The sequence below is a fragment of the Acidithiobacillus ferriphilus genome (assembly GCF_028215975.1).
Taxonomy (GTDB): domain Bacteria; phylum Pseudomonadota; class Gammaproteobacteria; order Acidithiobacillales; family Acidithiobacillaceae; genus Acidithiobacillus; species Acidithiobacillus ferriphilus.
The window spans coordinates 1,522,356-1,539,420 of the sequence record NZ_CP116458.1; the positions used below are offsets into that span (position 1 = coordinate 1,522,356).

The 17,065-nt window shown below is 60.1% G+C and carries 17 protein-coding genes; 7 read left to right on the forward strand and 10 right to left on the reverse strand.

The annotated features are described in order from the left end of the window. Positions 1–157 precede the first annotated feature (157 nt). Positions 158–526, reverse strand: coding sequence for an HVO_A0114 family putative DNA-binding protein (locus tag PJU76_RS07670; RefSeq protein ID WP_215869549.1), 369 nt, complete (start codon positions 524–526; stop codon positions 158–160). Continuing rightward, a complete protein-coding gene (locus PJU76_RS07675) occupies positions 523–798 on the reverse strand; it encodes a toxin-antitoxin system TumE family protein (protein WP_271779046.1) in 276 nt (91 codons plus the stop codon). Before PJU76_RS07675 ends, PJU76_RS07670 begins: the two co-directional genes overlap by 4 nt. Positions 799–1,487: 689 nt before the next feature. On the opposite strand from PJU76_RS07675, the gene PJU76_RS07680 reads away from it, so the two are divergent. After that, positions 1,488–1,763 (forward strand): BrnT family toxin, encoded by a 276-nt coding sequence (locus PJU76_RS07680; RefSeq protein ID WP_064218394.1) that lies wholly within the window; start codon positions 1,488–1,490, stop codon positions 1,761–1,763. After that, positions 1,723–1,992 carry a BrnA antitoxin family protein gene (locus PJU76_RS07685; RefSeq protein ID WP_064218393.1) on the forward strand — a complete coding sequence of 90 codons (270 nt, stop codon included), beginning with the start codon at positions 1,723–1,725 and terminating at the stop codon, positions 1,990–1,992. The genes PJU76_RS07680 and PJU76_RS07685 overlap by 41 nt, the downstream gene beginning before the upstream one ends. 117 nt (positions 1,993–2,109) lie before the next feature. Here PJU76_RS07685 and merA read toward each other — a convergent pair whose 3' ends face one another. Both merA and merC read right to left on the reverse strand, forming a co-directional pair. Further along, a complete protein-coding gene (merA, locus tag PJU76_RS07690; protein ID WP_271779047.1) occupies positions 2,110–3,759 on the reverse strand; it encodes a mercury(II) reductase in 1,650 nt (549 codons plus the stop codon). 13 nt (positions 3,760–3,772) lie between these two features. Further along, positions 3,773–4,195 carry an organomercurial transporter MerC gene (gene merC / locus PJU76_RS07695; protein ID WP_215889234.1) on the reverse strand — a complete coding sequence of 141 codons (423 nt, stop codon included), beginning with the start codon at positions 4,193–4,195 and terminating at the stop codon, positions 3,773–3,775. A gap of 115 nt (positions 4,196–4,310) precedes the next feature. Between merC and merR the strand changes: the two genes are divergently transcribed. Next, positions 4,311–4,718 carry an Hg(II)-responsive transcriptional regulator gene (merR, locus tag PJU76_RS07700; protein WP_271779048.1) on the forward strand — a complete coding sequence of 136 codons (408 nt, stop codon included), beginning with the start codon at positions 4,311–4,313 and terminating at the stop codon, positions 4,716–4,718. A 369-nt stretch (positions 4,719–5,087) separates the two neighbouring features. Here the strand turns inward: merR and PJU76_RS07705 are convergent, their stop codons facing one another. The 6 genes from PJU76_RS07705 to PJU76_RS13730 all read right to left on the reverse strand — a co-directional run bounded on the left by PJU76_RS07705 (position 5,088) and on the right by PJU76_RS13730 (position 10,382). Continuing rightward, positions 5,088–6,095 carry a zinc-dependent alcohol dehydrogenase family protein gene (locus PJU76_RS07705; protein WP_271779049.1) on the reverse strand — a complete coding sequence of 336 codons (1,008 nt, stop codon included), beginning with the start codon at positions 6,093–6,095 and terminating at the stop codon, positions 5,088–5,090. 54 nt (positions 6,096–6,149) lie between these two features. Next, the gene (locus tag PJU76_RS07710; protein WP_271779050.1) at positions 6,150–6,305 is read right to left on the reverse strand and encodes a hypothetical protein; all 156 of its coding nucleotides are present in this window, start codon (positions 6,303–6,305) and stop codon (positions 6,150–6,152) included. 231 nt (positions 6,306–6,536) lie between these two features. Further along, positions 6,537–7,424 carry a hypothetical protein gene (locus tag PJU76_RS07715; protein ID WP_271779051.1) on the reverse strand — a complete coding sequence of 296 codons (888 nt, stop codon included), beginning with the start codon at positions 7,422–7,424 and terminating at the stop codon, positions 6,537–6,539. A gap of 17 nt (positions 7,425–7,441) precedes the next feature. Next, positions 7,442–9,466, reverse strand: coding sequence for a heavy metal translocating P-type ATPase (locus PJU76_RS07720; RefSeq protein WP_271779052.1), 2,025 nt, complete (start codon positions 9,464–9,466; stop codon positions 7,442–7,444). Between the two features lie 284 nt (positions 9,467–9,750). After that, the gene (locus PJU76_RS07725; RefSeq protein WP_257481506.1) at positions 9,751–10,011 is read right to left on the reverse strand and encodes an SHOCT domain-containing protein; all 261 of its coding nucleotides are present in this window, start codon (positions 10,009–10,011) and stop codon (positions 9,751–9,753) included. Positions 10,012–10,256: 245 nt separating this feature from the next. Further along, the gene (locus tag PJU76_RS13730) at positions 10,257–10,382 is read right to left on the reverse strand and encodes a hypothetical protein (protein WP_231104451.1); all 126 of its coding nucleotides are present in this window, start codon (positions 10,380–10,382) and stop codon (positions 10,257–10,259) included. A gap of 324 nt (positions 10,383–10,706) precedes the next feature. On the opposite strand from PJU76_RS13730, the gene PJU76_RS07730 reads away from it, so the two are divergent. The 4 genes from PJU76_RS07730 to PJU76_RS07745 all read left to right on the forward strand — a co-directional run bounded on the left by PJU76_RS07730 (position 10,707) and on the right by PJU76_RS07745 (position 17,000). Continuing rightward, positions 10,707–11,054 carry a hypothetical protein gene (locus PJU76_RS07730; RefSeq protein ID WP_271779053.1) on the forward strand — a complete coding sequence of 116 codons (348 nt, stop codon included), beginning with the start codon at positions 10,707–10,709 and terminating at the stop codon, positions 11,052–11,054. Positions 11,055–11,147: 93 nt separating this feature from the next. Then, positions 11,148–12,458 carry a TolC family protein gene (locus tag PJU76_RS07735; protein WP_271779054.1) on the forward strand — a complete coding sequence of 437 codons (1,311 nt, stop codon included), beginning with the start codon at positions 11,148–11,150 and terminating at the stop codon, positions 12,456–12,458. Then, positions 12,455–13,897, forward strand: coding sequence for an efflux RND transporter periplasmic adaptor subunit (locus tag PJU76_RS07740; RefSeq protein ID WP_271779055.1), 1,443 nt, complete (start codon positions 12,455–12,457; stop codon positions 13,895–13,897). Before PJU76_RS07735 ends, PJU76_RS07740 begins: the two co-directional genes overlap by 4 nt. Beyond that, on the forward strand, positions 13,890–17,000 hold the full coding sequence (locus PJU76_RS07745; protein ID WP_271779056.1) for an efflux RND transporter permease subunit: 3,111 nt from the start codon (positions 13,890–13,892) through the stop codon (positions 16,998–17,000). The genes PJU76_RS07740 and PJU76_RS07745 overlap by 8 nt, the downstream gene beginning before the upstream one ends. Positions 17,001–17,065: the final 65 nt, after the last annotated feature.

Below are 17,065 nucleotides of genomic sequence, written 5' to 3' on the forward strand. Positions count from 1 at the left end.
CACCCTGTGGGCAATGCGGACAAGGCCATGACCGGGATATGGAAGGCGCCAGGCCGCAAAAAGCGGCATCCCTCTCCCCGGACCCGACCGGTGCAGGCAGCTCTGCCACTGCGGTCTTGCTCATCTTGCCCTTTGATTTGGGGGAATAGACTGGATTTTATGCCGCATTCCGCTTGAGGGGCAGTCTCACGTCGATTTCATCCCATGGAACGAATACGTGCCCATCTGCATCTTTCTCAATGACCATCCATTCCATAAGAGCGCCCACATCTTTGTGGACGTTGCGATAATGGCGGCCAAGACGTTTTGCCAAGGCATAGATCGACAGTGGCCCGGAGGCTTTCAGAGCCTCTACCAGTTCCCAGCGCTTCGGCGTGAAGACATCGCCGAATTGAGCCATGTTGGCGAAGCCGACGCCAAAATGCGGTGCGGTTGCGCGGCCTTCCATAGCCGCTTGTAAGGCCGCGCTAAAGTGTTCCATCTTTTTTTCGACAGGCACGCCCACCGTCACCTCAAGCACGCTCATGATATTTCCCCCACATCCCGCATGAAATCCCGAACCAACGTTGCCACATCCTGGAAGAAATAAGGGATTTCCTCCTCCCGAATATGCTTGTGGTCCCCTTTGCCGCGCTCGTTGTCGTATCCCACCAGCCGATGGCCATTCACGATAAAAACCAGGCGGTATTTGACGCGGTGTTCCGACGGCGGCACCGGAACGGGCACATCCCAGATGACGCCCTCAATCACGCCCTGCCCATAAGCCTCTTTGAACCGGTACAGCAACTTTGCGCCCATGAAATCTACTATGCCCTACAGCATGGGGCCTATCAAGCCCTATGAAAAAGAGGTCGGAAAGAAGCGGTAACAGATAGAAACCCGCTACCTGGAGACCGGGTGTGCCCCTCGATATCGAAGCACATACCCTCGAAACACTCACCCGCATCCCCCTTGCCGGTCATTCCGGCTGATTACCGGCTATGGCATTCAGCAAACTGGCCCCAGCCGCTTTGCGGCGGAAAGCCCTGACCATACCGAACGTCTCAACATTTCCCAACTGCCCGATGGCAAGTGGCTCTACCACGACCAGAATCATGCGGACAACAATGCCGACTTCATCCACATTCTGCCGAGAGGGGGATGTCTGTCAGCTTTTCATGACCGTCATACAGGAAAGCAAAACTGCGTCCGACTGCCTCCCAGGAATGTCGGACCAGAGGGGGAAATGTGTCAGACAGCCTGTCCGACGGGGCGGGGAAAGTGTCAGACCAGGCGTCCGACACCATGTCGGACACTCTGTCCGACGCCTCTTTTTTCACCACACCTGACGCACCAGAGGTGCAGTTTCTGGAATTAGTCCAAACGGGATGCTGTCCGACAGCATTGAGGGGCACCCCATGCCTTTTTCTTGCAATCATACCATACGTAGGCTGAAAGCGATTTTGGCCCGATTAGTGATTTGAAATATATGTAGCTATAATAATCCGATGAAGATCACTTGCGATCCCACCAAACGCCAGAAGACCCTCGAAGAGCGCGGACTGGATTTTGAGGACGCAGCGCTGGTGTTTGCAGGAAAGCATTTTACCCGGGAGGACGACCGCAAGGACTACGGGGAAGTGCGGTTCATTACGGCAGGCATCCTGCGGGAGCGCATGGTGGTCATGGTATGGACGCCACGCAACGAAGAGGCGCGGCACATTATCAGCATGAGGAAAGCCAATGAGCGAGAACAAGCCCAATACGCCCAGCACCTGGGTTGATCCGGACGACGCCCCTGAGCTGGGTGCGGAGTTTTTTCGGGAAGCGGATCTATATCAAGGGGACCAACTGATCCGGCGCGGCAGGGGGCGTCCGAAACTGGCCAATCGTAAGATACTGCTCTCGGTGCGCTACAGCCCGGAGGTCATTGCTTACTTTCGGCAGACGGGTGAAGGATGGCAGGTTCGTATGGATGCCGTGCTGCGGGAGTATGTCCGGCGCAAGGCGTGATGCAGTGGGGTTTTGCGAACGCTGAAAGGTAGACGGGTTGATGAACACTTTGACGCGCTGAATCGGCCCCCAAAGTGTCCACAAACGAAGTGTTCAGAAAACCTTGGGTTCGTGTATCTAACCAGCGCAGCAAGACAACTGCTTCACATCTTTATTGAAAGTCTGTGCCGCGAGTTTCAGCCCCTCGACCATCGTTAGGTACGGGAACAACTGATCGGCCAGTTCCTGCACGGTCATATGGTTGCGGATCGCTAGCGCAGCCGACTGTATCAGTTCGCCCGCCTCCGGAGCGACCGCCTGCACGCCAAGCAGCCGTCCCGTACCGGCTTCGGCCACCAGCTTGATGAAGCCACGGGTATCGAAGTTGGCCAGGGCTCTGGGCACGTTGTCGAGGGTGAGAGTACGGCTCTCCGTCTCGATTCCTTGTTGCTGGGCTTTCGCTTCGCTGTAGCCTGCCGTGGCCACCTGCGGATCCGTGAAGACCACCGCCGGCATGGCTGAAAGATCCAGTTCCGCCTCGCCGCCGGTCATATTGATCGCTGCCCGGGTTCCCGCCGCCGCCGCGACATAAACGAACTGCGGCTGGTCGGTGCAGTCGCCTGCGGCGAAGATACACGGTGTGCTGGTGCGCATCATTTTGTCGATGACGATGGCTCCGTGTGCGTTGACCTCAACGCCCACCGCCGCAAGGTTCAGGCTATGCGTATTCGGCGCACGGCCAGTGGCGATCAATAGCCGATCGGCGCGCAGATGGCCGTTTCCCGTCGTGAGCAGGAATTGACCATCGTTGTAGTCGGCCTGGTTAGGCTGGGTATGTTCCAGCACATCAATCCCTTCGGCGCGAAAGGCGCTGGTAATCGCCTCACCAATGGCAGGATCCTCATGACTGAGCAGGACGCTGCGCGCCAGGATCGTCACCTTGCTACCGAGCCGGGCGAATGCCTGGGCGAGTTCTACTGCTACTACTGACGCGCCGATCACGACCAACCGTTCGGGGATGGCTTCACTCGCCAGCGCCTCGGTGGAGGTCCAGTAGGGGGTATTCGCAAGACCGGGGAGCGGTGGAATTGCCGGGATCGCCCCGGTGGCAATCAGGCAGCGGTCAAACCGCAGTTCGTGAACACCGCCGTCGGCGAGCACTACGGACAACGTCTGCGCGTTCTGGAACGTGGCTTCGCCGCGCAGCACGCTGATGGCCGGAGTTTGCGCCAGGATGCCTTCGTACTTGGCATAGCGCAACTCCTCTACACGGCCTTGCTGCTGGGCCAGCAATCTGTCGCGGCGAATAACCGGCTCTTGCGCGGCAATCCCGGCATCAAAGGGACTTGCGCGCCGCAGATGGGCGATGTGCGCGGCCCGGATCAGTATTTTGGAGGGTACGCAACCGACGTTGACGCAGGTGCCACCGATGGTACCCCGTTCGATCAAGGTCACCCGCGCGCCGCGTTCAACGGCTTTAAGCGCCGCAGCCATCGCCGCTCCGCCGCTGCCAATGATGGCGATGTGTGGCTGTCCTGGTTCCGGCAAAGATCGAGCCTGAACTTGCCAGGAATCCTGCTCTACTTTGGCACCATAGCCCGCCTGCGTTACGGCCGCCAGCAATGCTTCTGTCGGTATGGAAGACTGCAGGAAAACTTCTGCCTGATTCGTGGCCAAAGAAACCTGGGCGCTGTCGATACCATGGATACCAAGAAGCGCCTTTTCTACACTGTGGGCGCAATGCGCACAGGTCATCCCGGTGACGCGTAAAAAGATTTTCTGAGACATGGCATGCTCCTGGTCAGCGGTGCGACTGGTGATCCCCAGAGGGAACTGGGCAGTGTTTATGGACAGGACGGAACATATCCCAAATGGCGACGATGACCATGATGACTAGACCAGTGTAGAACAGAATTCGCGCCATCTCCACGGGCAGAAAGTGTTGCGTCATTCCCTGATCCCCGAATAGAGCGACGACTGGTCCCACACATCCCAGCGCTGAGCGTTGCCACTGGTGGTGGGCAAACCATCCCAGGCCATTTGCAAGAAGCGCAATCACCAGAAATGCGGGGATGAGTGTATGTACGAAAAGGCCTTCCCAGCGACTGAGAAATCCCAGGCCAACGGCTGCACCGATGCTGGCGAGAGCCGGAAAACACATGGCACAGCTCAAACCGGAAACGACCGTACCGAGCACCCCGGTCTTGTCGAGAATGCGGGACATCAGGATGTTGTTCACTTTTCCCTCCTTGGCAGAAATGGCCGGATGTGGACGTGCAATACTTGGCATTACCCAGCGTATTACCGTAGTCTGGTACGGAGTCAAGGAGGGTTATCACATGAAGCTTCTGACCATAGGTGCCCTGGCCGCATCTGCCGGTGTGCACGTCGAAACCGTCCGCTTCTATCAGCGGAAGGGTCTACTCCCGGAACCGGACCGGCTGCCTGGCAGTATCCGGCGCTATGGGCAATCCGATCTGGAGCGACTGCGCTTCGTGAAATCGGCGAAAGGACTGGGTTTCAGCCTGGATGAAATCGGTCAGCTACTGAAGCTGGCTGATGGCACGCATTGCCGTGAGGCGGCAGAATTAGCTTCCAGGCATTTGGCTAGTGTGCAGGCCCGCCTGAGGGAACTACATCGGATAGAGCATGCCCTACAGAAGCAATTGGAGGCATGCAAATCTCAGCAGGGAAATTTCTCCTGTCCGCTCATTGATTCGTTACGGGAATTGATAACGGTTTCGTGACTGTTAGGTAACGCGATGCTTGAGACTTTTGGCATTATCCCGAGTTGCAATGCCCCGCTTACGGGTTATCCATCTCTATCAGCGGTGCCACTGGCCGCGCCCATGATTCCAAGGCCCGGGCCTTCCATGACCGGCCCAAGGTGGCGGCCCTCGCCGATTCATGGTCTGGGCCCATACCTAACGGCCATAACCACCAAATTTGTGGATTCGTCCCCCGTAGCCCGGTCCAGCCCACTTGACCCGGTAAATAGTGCATTTGCGCGAGCGCGCGGGCAGCGCGCAACCAAGTCGGTACCAGCGCTGTTGCCGCTGGTGCGCCATCAGTAGCAGAAGCAAGCCACAGCAAGACCATCAAAATCCATATCCTTTTCACGTCTCGAGTTCCTGCCATGCCCCCATAACCAGAACCGCCGCACCGTGGACCGCGCCACGTCTTAAGTCCGCCAATGCCACATTCGCCATGGCCAAGGGATACGTCGTGATATGGCTTTGCACCGGAACACGCCGTGCCAGTGGGAAATAGTCCTCGGCATCTTTGCGCGTCAGATTGGCAATAGATCGCACCTGTCGCTCCTCCCAGAGTAAGGAATAGGGGAAAGCTGGGATATCCGACATGTGAATTCCCGCACTGATAACAATGCCCCCTTTCCTAACCGCCTGAAGAGCAATAGGTATCAGGGCTCCAACCGGCGCAAACAAAATTGCCGCATCAAGTGGTTGTGGCGGTAGAATATCCGATCCACCTACCCACACAGCCCCCAATTTAATCGCTAAATCCTGTGCCTCGCTATCGCCTGGGCGAGTAAATGCATAGACCTCCATACCCTGGTAACGCGCTACCTGAATCAGTAAATGCGCGGCAGCGCCGAATCCATAAAGACCCAGGCGTCGTCCCCCCTCCGCAAAACGTAAGGCCCGAACGCCGATGAGCCCCGCACACAACAGCGGCGCACCTTCCGGATTGGCGTAAATGTCTGGAAGAGGGAAGCAGTAACGCGCATCAGCGACCATATACTCGGCGTAACCGCCATCCACGGTGTAGCCATGAAAACGCACCTGCTCACAAAGATTCTCCTGTCCTGCGCGACAATATTCGCAGGCACCGCAAGTCCATGCGAGCCAGGGAATCCCCACCATCTGTCCATTCTGTAAGGAAATATCGGGGCTTCCCACCGATTCTATCTGGCCGACTACTTCATGGCCGGGAACGAGTGGTAGTTTGGGGTTCGGCAATTCACCGTCCACTACATGCAGATCGGTACGGCACACTCCGCATGCCAGTATTTTTACCAGGACCTGGCCCAGCTGTGGCTGTGGTCGCGGCAATTCAGCGGGCACCAAAGGCTTGCCCACCTCTTTCAGGACCATGGCATGCATGAAACACCTCCCATAATCACCATATATCTTCCATGAAGACGGACCGTCGCGGATTTACAGAAAGCAACAAGCCTGACTCTGCAATTGTAGACCAGCCAGCGATGGTCGCGTCGCCAGCCATGCCACAGAGGGTAGTACCCGCCCACAATATCCGCAACGACAGGCTAGCCGTTCCGTAAAGGTGTTGAATACCTGAAGCGGATCACCCACAATCCCCCTCCAGTGCCAAGCCGTAGAGGGATTGTCATTTCCGAGGTAAATTCTTCCGAAGGCGGTTCGAGCCGATATCCCGCCGATGCGGCGAATCTCCGCCGATCAAGAGCAATTCCGTCATCGACGAGGAACGATCCCGCCTGCTGGCCGATCTCGCGGAGCGCCCGGATCCACTTGCCCAAATACGGCTTACCAGAATCATGCGGTGCCGATCAGCCGCATCAATGCCTACCAATCCTTCGGCCTGACCCAATCCGGCTCGCGGCGGTACCGCTGCAAGTCTTGCCGCAAGACCTTCTCTGTTGGCGAATCAACACCGGTCACCAGCAGCCGCACAAGAACCGGCTGATCTTCTCCCTGCTGATGAACAAGTCGCCATTGCGACGCATCTACGAGGTCGCCGACATCGGCCCCAAAGGGCTCTACGGCAAGATCGAGCTCCTCTACCGCCAGAGCCTCGCCTTCGCTGGCCACCGGAAGGCGCGCATGCTGGCCGGCATGATGTTGCCTCGCCTCTACCTGGCCACCGACCGTCAGGACTACGTGGTGAACTAGAACCGCCACAAAGATCGCCGCAATGTCGTTCTCCACGCCGTCGGTACCACCGGCTACGTCTTCGAGATGCACCTCAACTATGACCCGACGCTGGATGCCGAAGAAGTCGAGCAACGGGCTGTCACTGCTGGCGACTACCAGGCCAAGGCCCCATTCCGCCGCTTCACCCGGTGCTGGCTCAAGAGAGATTACGATGCCGCACTGAAGTCCAGCCGCTCTTCGTGCCGGCAGCCTTCCGGACAAGATCTGGACGGCGATATCGAGGCGGCCTACGACGAGGCAACCCGGCGCGAGGATGTCGAAGTCTCGGAAATTCAGGATGTCGGTCGCAGACTGCCGACACGGAGCATGCGGATTCACGCCGAGTACACCCTGTACGGCCACTTCTACCTCAAGCGCCTGTTCGGCGGCATCGGGAAGATCCGGTTCTTCCTTGATCAGGATTCCGGCATGCGCGCTGCCTGTCTGGCCGCCTTCCAGCCAGAGAGGGGTCAGCACATGCAACCACAGCAGCGTGGCCAGACTGCCGATGGAGTTGCGACAAAGAACGAAAGTTCCCACAAGAATGCAACACTACACTAGGCGGTGAGCCGAACCCTCTGAAGGAGCTTGGCGTTGACGGCGACGATCACGGTGGAAACGGACATCAGGGCCGCCCCCACGGCTGGGGACAAGACTATGCCGATGCTGTAGGCCACCCCGGCCGCAAGCGGGATCGCTACGATATTGTAGCCGGCACCCCACCACAGGTTCTGAATCATCTTGCGATAGGTCGCCCGGGAAAGTTCGAGGATGGCCGCCACATCCCGAGGATCGGAACGGACCAGCACGATGTCCGCCGACTCGATGGCGACGTCCGTACCCGCCCCGATGGCGATCCCGACGTCGGCCTCCACCAGGGCGGGCGCATCGTTGACACCGTCGCCAACCATGGCCACGCGCAACCCCCGCGCCTGCACTGCCTTGATCTTCTCCGCCTTTTGATCCGGCAGCACTTCGGCGAAATAATCGTCAAGCCCCATTTCCTGGGCCACCCAGCGGGCCACAGCTTCCGAGTCCCCGGTCAGCATCATCACCTGTACGCCCATCCCCTTCAGCCGCGCGAGGGCTTCCCGCGATTCCGCTCGAATGATATCGGCCAGCGCGACCGCCCCTGCCACTTTCTCGTCGACGAGCAGGTATACCACCGTTTTGCCCTGGGATGCCAAGGCCCCGATCCGCCCATCGCTGACATCGAGGCCGTGCTCCTTGAGATAGCCGGGACTTACGACTTTCACGTTGCGTCCTTCCACGATGGCTTGCGCGCCCTTCCCGGGGATGGCCCTGAATTCCTTGGGAGACTCGAAGCTGATACCCCTCTCTTTGGCATCTGTTACGATGCCGGCGGCGATGGGGTGCTCCGACTGACTTTCGAGGGCCGCGGCGAGCCGCACCACATCGTCTTCGGCGTATCCGCCCAGCACGACCACATCCGTGACGCCGAACCGCCCCTCCGTCAAGGTCCCGGTCTTGTCGAATACCACCGCCTGCAGTTGGCGCGCCCGCTCAAAAGCAGACCGGTCCCGGATAAGCAGCCCATGCTGCGCCGCCATGGCGGTGGACACGGCGACGACCAGCGGAATCGCCAGGCCCAGGGCATGGGGACAGGCAATCACCATAACGGTCACCATGCGGGCCAGGGCAAACTCGAAGTGCTGGCCAAGGATCAGCCAAGTGGCAAGGGTAAGCCCCCCGACACTCAACGCGGTAAGGGTCAGCACCAGGGCCGCGCGGTCGGCCAGGTCCTGGGTCCGGGAGCGGGACTCCTGTGCCCGGCGCACCATCTCGATGACCTGTGAAAGATAGGTTTCACTGCCGGTCTTGTGGACCTCGACGGTGATACTCGACTCTCCGTTGACCGAACCACCGATCACTTCGTCGCCGCCCCCCTTCTCCACGGGCTGGCTTTCGCCGGTGAGCATGGCCTGGTTGACGGTGGTTCGCCCCTCGACGATCAGACCATCTGTAGGGATTTTTTCGCCGGGCTTCACCAGCACCCGGTCACCGCGCTGCAGATTGGCGACCGGCACGTCTTTCATACCGTCCGGGGCCACGAGATGGGCCTCGGAAGGCATCATTTGCACCAGTTTTTCCAGTGCGCCGGATGCCCCCATGACCGATTTCATCTCGATCCAGTGGCCGAGCAGCATCACATCGATCAGCGTGGCGAGTTCCCAGAAGAACACTTCGCCCTGAACCCCGAACACGACGGCACTCGAGTAAAAATAGGCCACGCTGATGGCCAGGGCGATCAGCGTCATCATGGCTGGCTTGCGGGTTTTGAGTTCGGCAAACAGCCCCTTCAGGAAGGGCCAGCCGCCATAGAAATAAACCCCGCTCGATAGTGCGAAAAGCACATAGGACGACCCCGTAAAGGCAAGAGTAGCCTCCAGTCCCAGCAGATGCTGGATAAGCGGCGACAAAAAAAGGATAGGGATCGTCAGTGCCAGTGACACCCAAAACCGCCGCCGGAAATCGGCGATCATGGCGGCATGGTTGCGACCGCCGTGCGCACTGGAATGAGCGGTACCCATCCCTTGTTTCTGATGTCCCGAATGGTCCATAGAGCCCTCTCCTTTTACCGCCGCAGGAGCTTACAACGCCGGTTGCCGATTTCCGACCTTAGTGCGTTGAGCCTAATTCCGTAGGTTAGGTATGGTAATGGGACAAACGTCCGATGAGCGGCGGAGCAAAAATAGAATGTCACACCCTATACACGGCTACGCCTCGGCATCTGGGGATCCACATCCATGCCGCAGACTGGATCCTTAACCAACGAGATAAGCTTTCCACCGCTGCCCCACCTGTTGGTAGCGCATCCGGACCAGCTTCGGCGGATGGGGAAGCGCTATCGTTCCAGGTCGCGGCGCCTTTCCAGGTACTCATCCCTTCCAATTTCCCCACGAGCATAGCGCTCGTGGAGTACATCCAGCGCGGTGGTTTTCTCGCCACTCCGACTCCCGCGACCTGGGAAGGCCCGCACCAGCGACACGATCCCGGCAACAATGCCAAAAATCAGCAAGAGGCAAAGCAAACCCCAAAACAGGATCATGAATGCCGACCCGACCCAGCCGTAACCATTGAAAAACCACCCATCATATAAGGCCACATTTTCTGTTCCTCATCGTGCTCGCTACACCATGGACGCAGAACTAACTCTCGCCGATGACCAGCTCACTTAAGGCTTCAGTGTAGTAGGCAGTGTCCACTTATTCCATCTTCTTTCAGGCTATCCAATGGATGGGGCCAGCCATCGGCGTCCTGGCGACTGAGGATATGGTCTGCGGCAAGATCTTCGGCCACCCGTACCTTTGCTGCCAATGGCCTTCCCCCGGTTGACCGTTAGATATCTCCTCAGCTCACCCCTGCCTCGCGGTAACTTCGGTCCACATGTTGGTAACGGCGCCACACATAGATTGCCCAGATACGATAGCGTTTCTCGCCGATCATGGCAACAGCCTCTTCCTTGTGCTCCTCCAAGCGGCGGACCCAGTGGGTGAGGGTTTGGGCGTAGTGGGGGACAGAGGTTTTTCACGTCCAGGACTTCAAGGTGCTGGCCGGCCATTTCGTGGACCACCCGCCAGAGATGGGGAATCTCGCCGTCGGGAAAGACTTACAAACACCGACGTTTGAGGCGGTAGAAAAAGCCGTGGATAGGGGACGTGCAAGTAAGGGCGGGAAGCGCGGCACTCAGTCGCAGCAGCATTGACATTTGATGATCGTTGAGTTGTAATGGCCGGACTAACGTCTCGAGATTGGGGTACTGTGCGCGTTTTTCGCCCGTTCGTTCGCCGGATAGCCTTTATGGCCCTGCTTCTACTGCTGCCTTGGATGGTGGCAGACGCGGCTCCGGCGCTGTGCGCCCTGTCGATGACAGGGGTAGCCGCACACGGCACACAAATGCCGCGTTGCGAACAGGCCCTTGGTGCTCCGGCCCCGCAGCAAGGCTCTTGCCTGACTGCTTGCTGCCACCACGATATGATGGCGCCGGTAGCGGAGAGTGCCCACAACATCACCCCCGCCATGTCGGCTCTCGCCGTTTCCGTTGCATCCTGGATTACTCTCTCTTCTCCTAAGCCCGTTCCACACTTTCTCCGCGTTGCGGCCCACACTGGTCTTCCCCCACTCTCCGCAGTTCGTTTTCTCATTTAGCCTCCCGCCTGAATCCGCAGTCCCGCGCACATAGTCGCGCCGGACAGGAAATTCGCGTCTTCGGCCCTAACTCGGGCCGTATGTGGAGGCTATATGAGCGATGTGCAAAGAAGTTCTGGAAATAAATATTTTCTAAAGTGGGTTGCGGCTATTTGCAGGGGCGCGGGGCCACTCTCCCTTCCCGCCATGCTGATGATGGTGTTCAGCCCTTATGCCAGTGCCGCCCCATTGAGCCTGCAGGGTGCTGAGGCTATTGCCCTGCGGCAAAACCCCGGTCTCGGCGCCCTAACCCAGAAGATCGCGGAATTACGGCATAAAGCCGTGGCGGTAGCCCAACTGCCCGATCCGCATCTTGGTCTCGGTGCCGTGAACCTGCCCATCAACAGCTTCTCCATGAACCGGCAGCAGATGAGCATGCTGAGCGTGGGCCTGAGTCAGACTTTTCCCTCCTTTGGCAAATTAGGGCTGGAAGGACAACAGGCGGGAATGGAAGCGCAGATGGCGAACTTCACCCTGCGCGGCCAGGCTGCCGAGTTGGTGCTATTGCTGCGCCGCGCCTGGCTGCAAGCCCTCTATGCCGAAGATGCCGTGGCAACGGTCCGGCATCAGGAACAGTTGGAGGCCGCGAGTGTGCAAGCGGCGCTGGCGCTCTACCGCTCCGCTCAAGGGTCGCAGGCCGAGGTACTCCGTGCCCAACTGGCGCGCGACAGTTTGGCCAATGACATCACCAGATTGCAGGCAGAGCAGGCAAGCGATCTGGCGCAAATCGCCCAGATTCTGAACCTGCCGGAACCGCCGTCCATAGAAAAGCAATGGCCGAATCTGCCGCCACCACCCACTCTTGCCGAAATGGAAGCCCGACTTTCCGGCCAGCCCCTCCTGCGCGCCGCCCAGGCGCAAACCCGGGCCGCGCAAATGGGCGTGCAGGTAGCCAAAACCGGCTATTGGCCGAACGTCACCGTCAGCGTCGGTTATGGCCAGGATTTCTACCCCGGCAGCCCCAACTGGCTGTCAGCGGGGGTTAACCTGAGCCTGCCGATATTCCCGGGAGATCGCCAGGACCAGGATGTTGCCACCGCCCAGGCCAAGGCCCTGCAGGCGCAATACCGCTACGACGATCAACATCTTGCATTGACCCAGAAGACGCGCGCCACCTTCGCCCGTTACATAGCCCTCAAGACCCAGTTGGATCGGACCGATCAACGCCTGCTGCCCACCGCACGGAATGCCTTTTCCGCAACGCTCGCCGCCTACTCGGCGGGGCGCGCCGGACTGAACGCGGTGTTGCGCACCCAGAAGGAAGTGCTGGACTACGCCCTGACCCGCCTGCAATACCGCCGCGACCTGGCCATCAGCGCCGCAGAACTGGATTTCCTCACCACCCAAGGAGAGATGCAACCATGAAGTCACGCAACTGGATCATCGGCATGGGTCTGCTCGTCCTTGGCGTAGCCCTCGGGGCTGGAGTAGTGTGGTGGCTGCGGGCCCCTGCCGCGGCACCGAGCGCCAACGTCGCCGCAGCCCATCCTCAGGAAAGTACCCCCAAGGGACGGCATATCCTCTACTGGGCTGCCCCCATGGACCCCAAAATCCATTCGGATCACCCGATGAAGGACAGTATGGGGATGGCCTATATCCCGGTCTATGCCTCCAGCCCGAACGCAAAAAAAGAGTCCGGTCTCAGCATAGATCCACGCCTGGCGCAAAACCTGGGGGTGCGCCTTGTGGCGGTGCAGCACCGGCAGATGGGGCATGCCATCCATACCGTGGGCACCGTGGCGGTGGACGAGAACCGGGTCTATTCCGTCACTCCGCGTTTCTCCGGCTGGGTGACACGCTTGAATGTCCGCGCCGTGGGTGACCCCGTGCAGCGCGGCCAGGTGCTCGCCGAGATATATTCTCCCGAACTGTATAGTGCCCAGCAGGAATATCTCATTGCCCGCCGCCAGGGTGGGGGGACGGAAGGCCCGGCATTGCTGGCGGCAGCCCGGGCGAGATTGCGACTGCTGGGCATGCCGGAAAACCAGATCGCAGCTCTCGCCCGGCACGGCACAGCGGAACGCAATGTAGCGGTCATAGCCCCCACTTCCGGGGTGATCGAGACCCTCAATGCGCGCCAGGGTGGTTATGTCTCGCCGCAGACGAATCTCTATGAAATAGCCAACCTCGACCGGGTTTGGGTCAATGTGGCGCTCTACTCCCATCAGTTGCCCTGGGTACGGATCGGCAACCCCGTGCGCCTGCATCTGCCGGCCTATCCCGGCAAGACCTGGGAAGGACGTTTGAGCTTCCTCTATCCGACCCTCGACCCCAAAAGCCGGACGGTGACGGCCCGGCTGAGCTTTCCCAATCCTGGGGGAAACCTGCGCCCCGGCACCTATGCCGACGCCACGGTTCTGGCCAGCCCCGAGGAGACCCTGGCAGTCCCCAGCAGCGCCGTACTGCGTACCACTCAGGGGGATTATGTGATGCTGGGTGAGGATAATGGACATTTTCTGCCGGTCCAGGTTGCTCTGGGGCCGGAGGCCGACGGCTGGGTAGCCATCGACAAGGGACTCAAGACGGGGGACCGAGTAGTGGAAAGTGCCCAGTTCCTGCTTTATTCCGAGTCTCAGTTCCAGTCGGTCAAGGCCCGTATGTTAGGGGGCAACACGGCGTCCACCACGAGTGCCGCGCCGGGCGTAGGGGTTTCCCAGCCGCAGAACATGACTCAGGGCCGGAAATCCTCTGCACTGGCCGCTCCCGCCGGGAATGCTGGTGCCCCGCCAACGCCACCGGCCTCATCCGGTCCGAGCGCCATGGCCGGGATGAACATGGGTCAGGGAGGGCAATCCCATGATTAGAGCGATCATGCGTTGGTGTATGGCAAACCGCTTGCTGGTCATGATCGCCGTCCTGGTGTTGATCGTCGGCGGTACGCTGGCGGTGATCAACATCCCCCTGGAGGCCATCCCTGACATTTCGCCCACCCAGGTCATCGTCAAGACCTCCTATCCGGGTCAGGCGCCACAAATCGTTCAGGATCAGGTGACCTACCCTCTGGAAACCACCCTGCAGGAGGTACCCGGTGCCCAGGCCGTGCGCGGCTACTCGATGTTCGGGGACTCCTATGTCTACGTCCTCTTCAAAGGGGGCACCAGCATCTATCAGGCCCGCAACCTGGTACTCCAATACCTGAGCCAGGTGCAGTCCAAGCTGCCGCCGGGGATCACGCCGGCTCTGGGGCCGAACAGTTCGGGGGTGGACTGGATCTTCGAGTATGCCCTCACCGACCCCGGCGGGACCTTGAATCTGGCCCAGCTCACCACCTTGCAGAACTGGTTTCTCAAGTACGAACTACAGGCCATCTCCGGCGTCGCGGAGGTGGCCACGGTAGGGGGCATGGTGCAGGAGTACCAAGTGGTGGTGGACCCCCAGAAACTCCTCGCCTACCACCTGACTCTGCCGGAGGTGGAGACCGCCATCCGGGCGGCTAACGGGGAGACCAGCGGCTCGGTGGTGGACATGGGAGGAGCGAGTTATATCGTCCGCACCTCGGGCTACATTCGTTCCCTGAAAGACCTGGAGGATGCGTCGCTGGGGGTGCGCGACGACGTGCCCATTACGCTGCGGCAGGTGGCCCGGGTGCAGTTGGGCCCGCAGCTGCCCAATGGCATCGCCGATCTCAATGGCCAGGGCCAGGTGGTGGGCGGAATCGTGATGATGAACCAGGGCGGCAACGCCTATGCCCTCATCCACCAGATCGAGCGCAAGCTGAAGGACATCCAGCCCTCCCTGCCCAAGGGCGTGCAGGTTGTCACGACCTATAGCCAGGCCCCGCTCATCCAGCGCAGCATTCATACCCTGACCGGCAAGCTGCTGGAAGAATCCCTGGCGGTGGCGCTCATTTCCCTGCTCTTCCTGCTGCGCGCGCGTTCGGCGCTGGTGGCCCTCGTCGCCCTGCCGCTGGGAATACTGGCCGCCATCCTTATCATGTGGGGCATGGGTGTCCCCGCCAACATCATGTCCCTGGGCGGTATCGCCATCGCCATCGGCGTGATGATGGACGCCCCCGTGGTCATGATCGAAAACATGCACAAGCACCTGGAGCAAACCCCCGGTGTCGATCCCTGGGCGGCGGCGATGGCGGCGGCAGAGGAGGTCGGTCCGGCACTGTTTTTCTCGCTGATCATCATCGCCGTTTCCTTCCTGCCGGTGTTCGCCCTGGGCGGCGAGGAGGGCAAGCTCTTCGCGCCCCTCGCCTTCACCAAGACCTTTTCCGTGGCCGCCGCCGCCATCCTTTCCATAACCGTGGTGCCCATTCTCATGGCATGGTTCATCCGCGGCCGCATCCGCCCCGAAAACAAAAACCCCCTGAATCGGGTCCTGGCTTTCCTCTACCGTCCGGTCATCCACGGTGTCCTGCGCGCGCCCTGGATTATTTTGATCCTTGCCCTGCTGCTCACGGCCACCCTCTACTACCCCTGGAACCGCCTGGGGTCGGAATTTATGCCGCCGCTGAACGAGGGGACGCTGCTCTATATGCCGGTCACTCAGGACCCGGCGGTTTCCATCGGCGAGGCCGCCACGCTCCTGCAGCAGACGGACCGCATCCTCAAGACCTTCCCCGAAGTGAAAACGATCTTCGGCGAGGCGGGACGGGCCCAGACGGCGACGGACCAATCGCCCCTGTCCATGTTCGATACGGTGGTGAATTTAAAGAATCCCGACCAGTGGCCAGCCGGGATGACGATGCAGAAGCTGCAAAGCAAGATGAACAAAGCCATGAGTATTCCCGGCCTGTCGAATATCTGGACACAGCCGCTCAAGGGACGGGTGGACATGCTGACTACCGGTCTACAGACACCACTAGGCATTAAAATCGGCGGAACGGATCTCGATACCCTGAACCGCCTGGGGCAGGAACTCCAGACCGTCCTGCGCAAGGTACCCGGCACCCAGAGCGCCTATGCGGCACAGGTCACCGGCGGCCGCTACATCGTCGTTCACACCGACCGCGCCAAGGCCGCCCGCTATGGCCTATCGGTGGCGGATGTGAACCGTCTCGTGGAGACGGCCATCGGTGGCGAGGTCCTGACCACCGCGGTACAAGGACTGGAACGCTTCCCAGTGGATCTCCGTTACCCCCGGGAACTGCGCCAGTCCCTGTCCACCCTGATGGAAAGCCGCATCGCAGCTCCCGATGGCGCCCAGATCCCTCTGGCCCAGGTAGCCGATCTCCGGATCGAGGGCGGGCCTGCCATGCTTACCAGCGACAACAGTCGCCTGAACAGTTGGATCTATATCGACCCGAAGCCTGGCACCAACATCGGTGCCTATGTGCCCCGCGCCAAAGCGGCGATTGCGAAAGCCGTCCGTCTCCCAGGAGGTTATACCGTCTCCTGGGTAGGCCAGTATCAGGTCATGGAGCAGGCCGCCAAGCGCCTGGAGCTGGTCATTCCTGCCGTCATTCTGCTGATCGCCCTGCTCCTCTACTTCAACTTTAAAAACTGGGTGGAGGTAGCCATCATCCTGCTCACCCTGCCCCTGTCCCTGGTGGGAGGCTTCTGGCTCACCTACTGGCTCGGCTACAAACTCTCGGTGGCGGTGGCCGTGGGCTTCATCGCCCTGGCGGGAGTGGCGGCAGAATTCGGGGTAGTGATGCTCCTCTACCTGGATCAGGCCCTCATCCGACGGCAGGCCCGTGACGCCTTGCAGAGCTGGCATGACCTTCAGCTTGCCGTCATCGAGGGGACCATGCTGCGCCTGCGGCCTCTGGCCATGACCTTGACCCTGGTGGTGGGCGGCCTCTTACCCATCATGTTCAGCCATGGCGCCGGCGCCGATGTGATGAAGCGCATTGCCGCGCCCATGGTGGGCGGCATGTTCAGCGCCGCGTTACTGGCGCTGCTGGTGATTCCCGCCCTTTATGCGCTGTGGCAGAAACGGCGATTGGGCCTGCGGTGATGATGGCGCGCGAAGTGCAGAAGGAGAAGTTCGTGGCAACACTAACGAAGCGTAGGCGTGGAGGA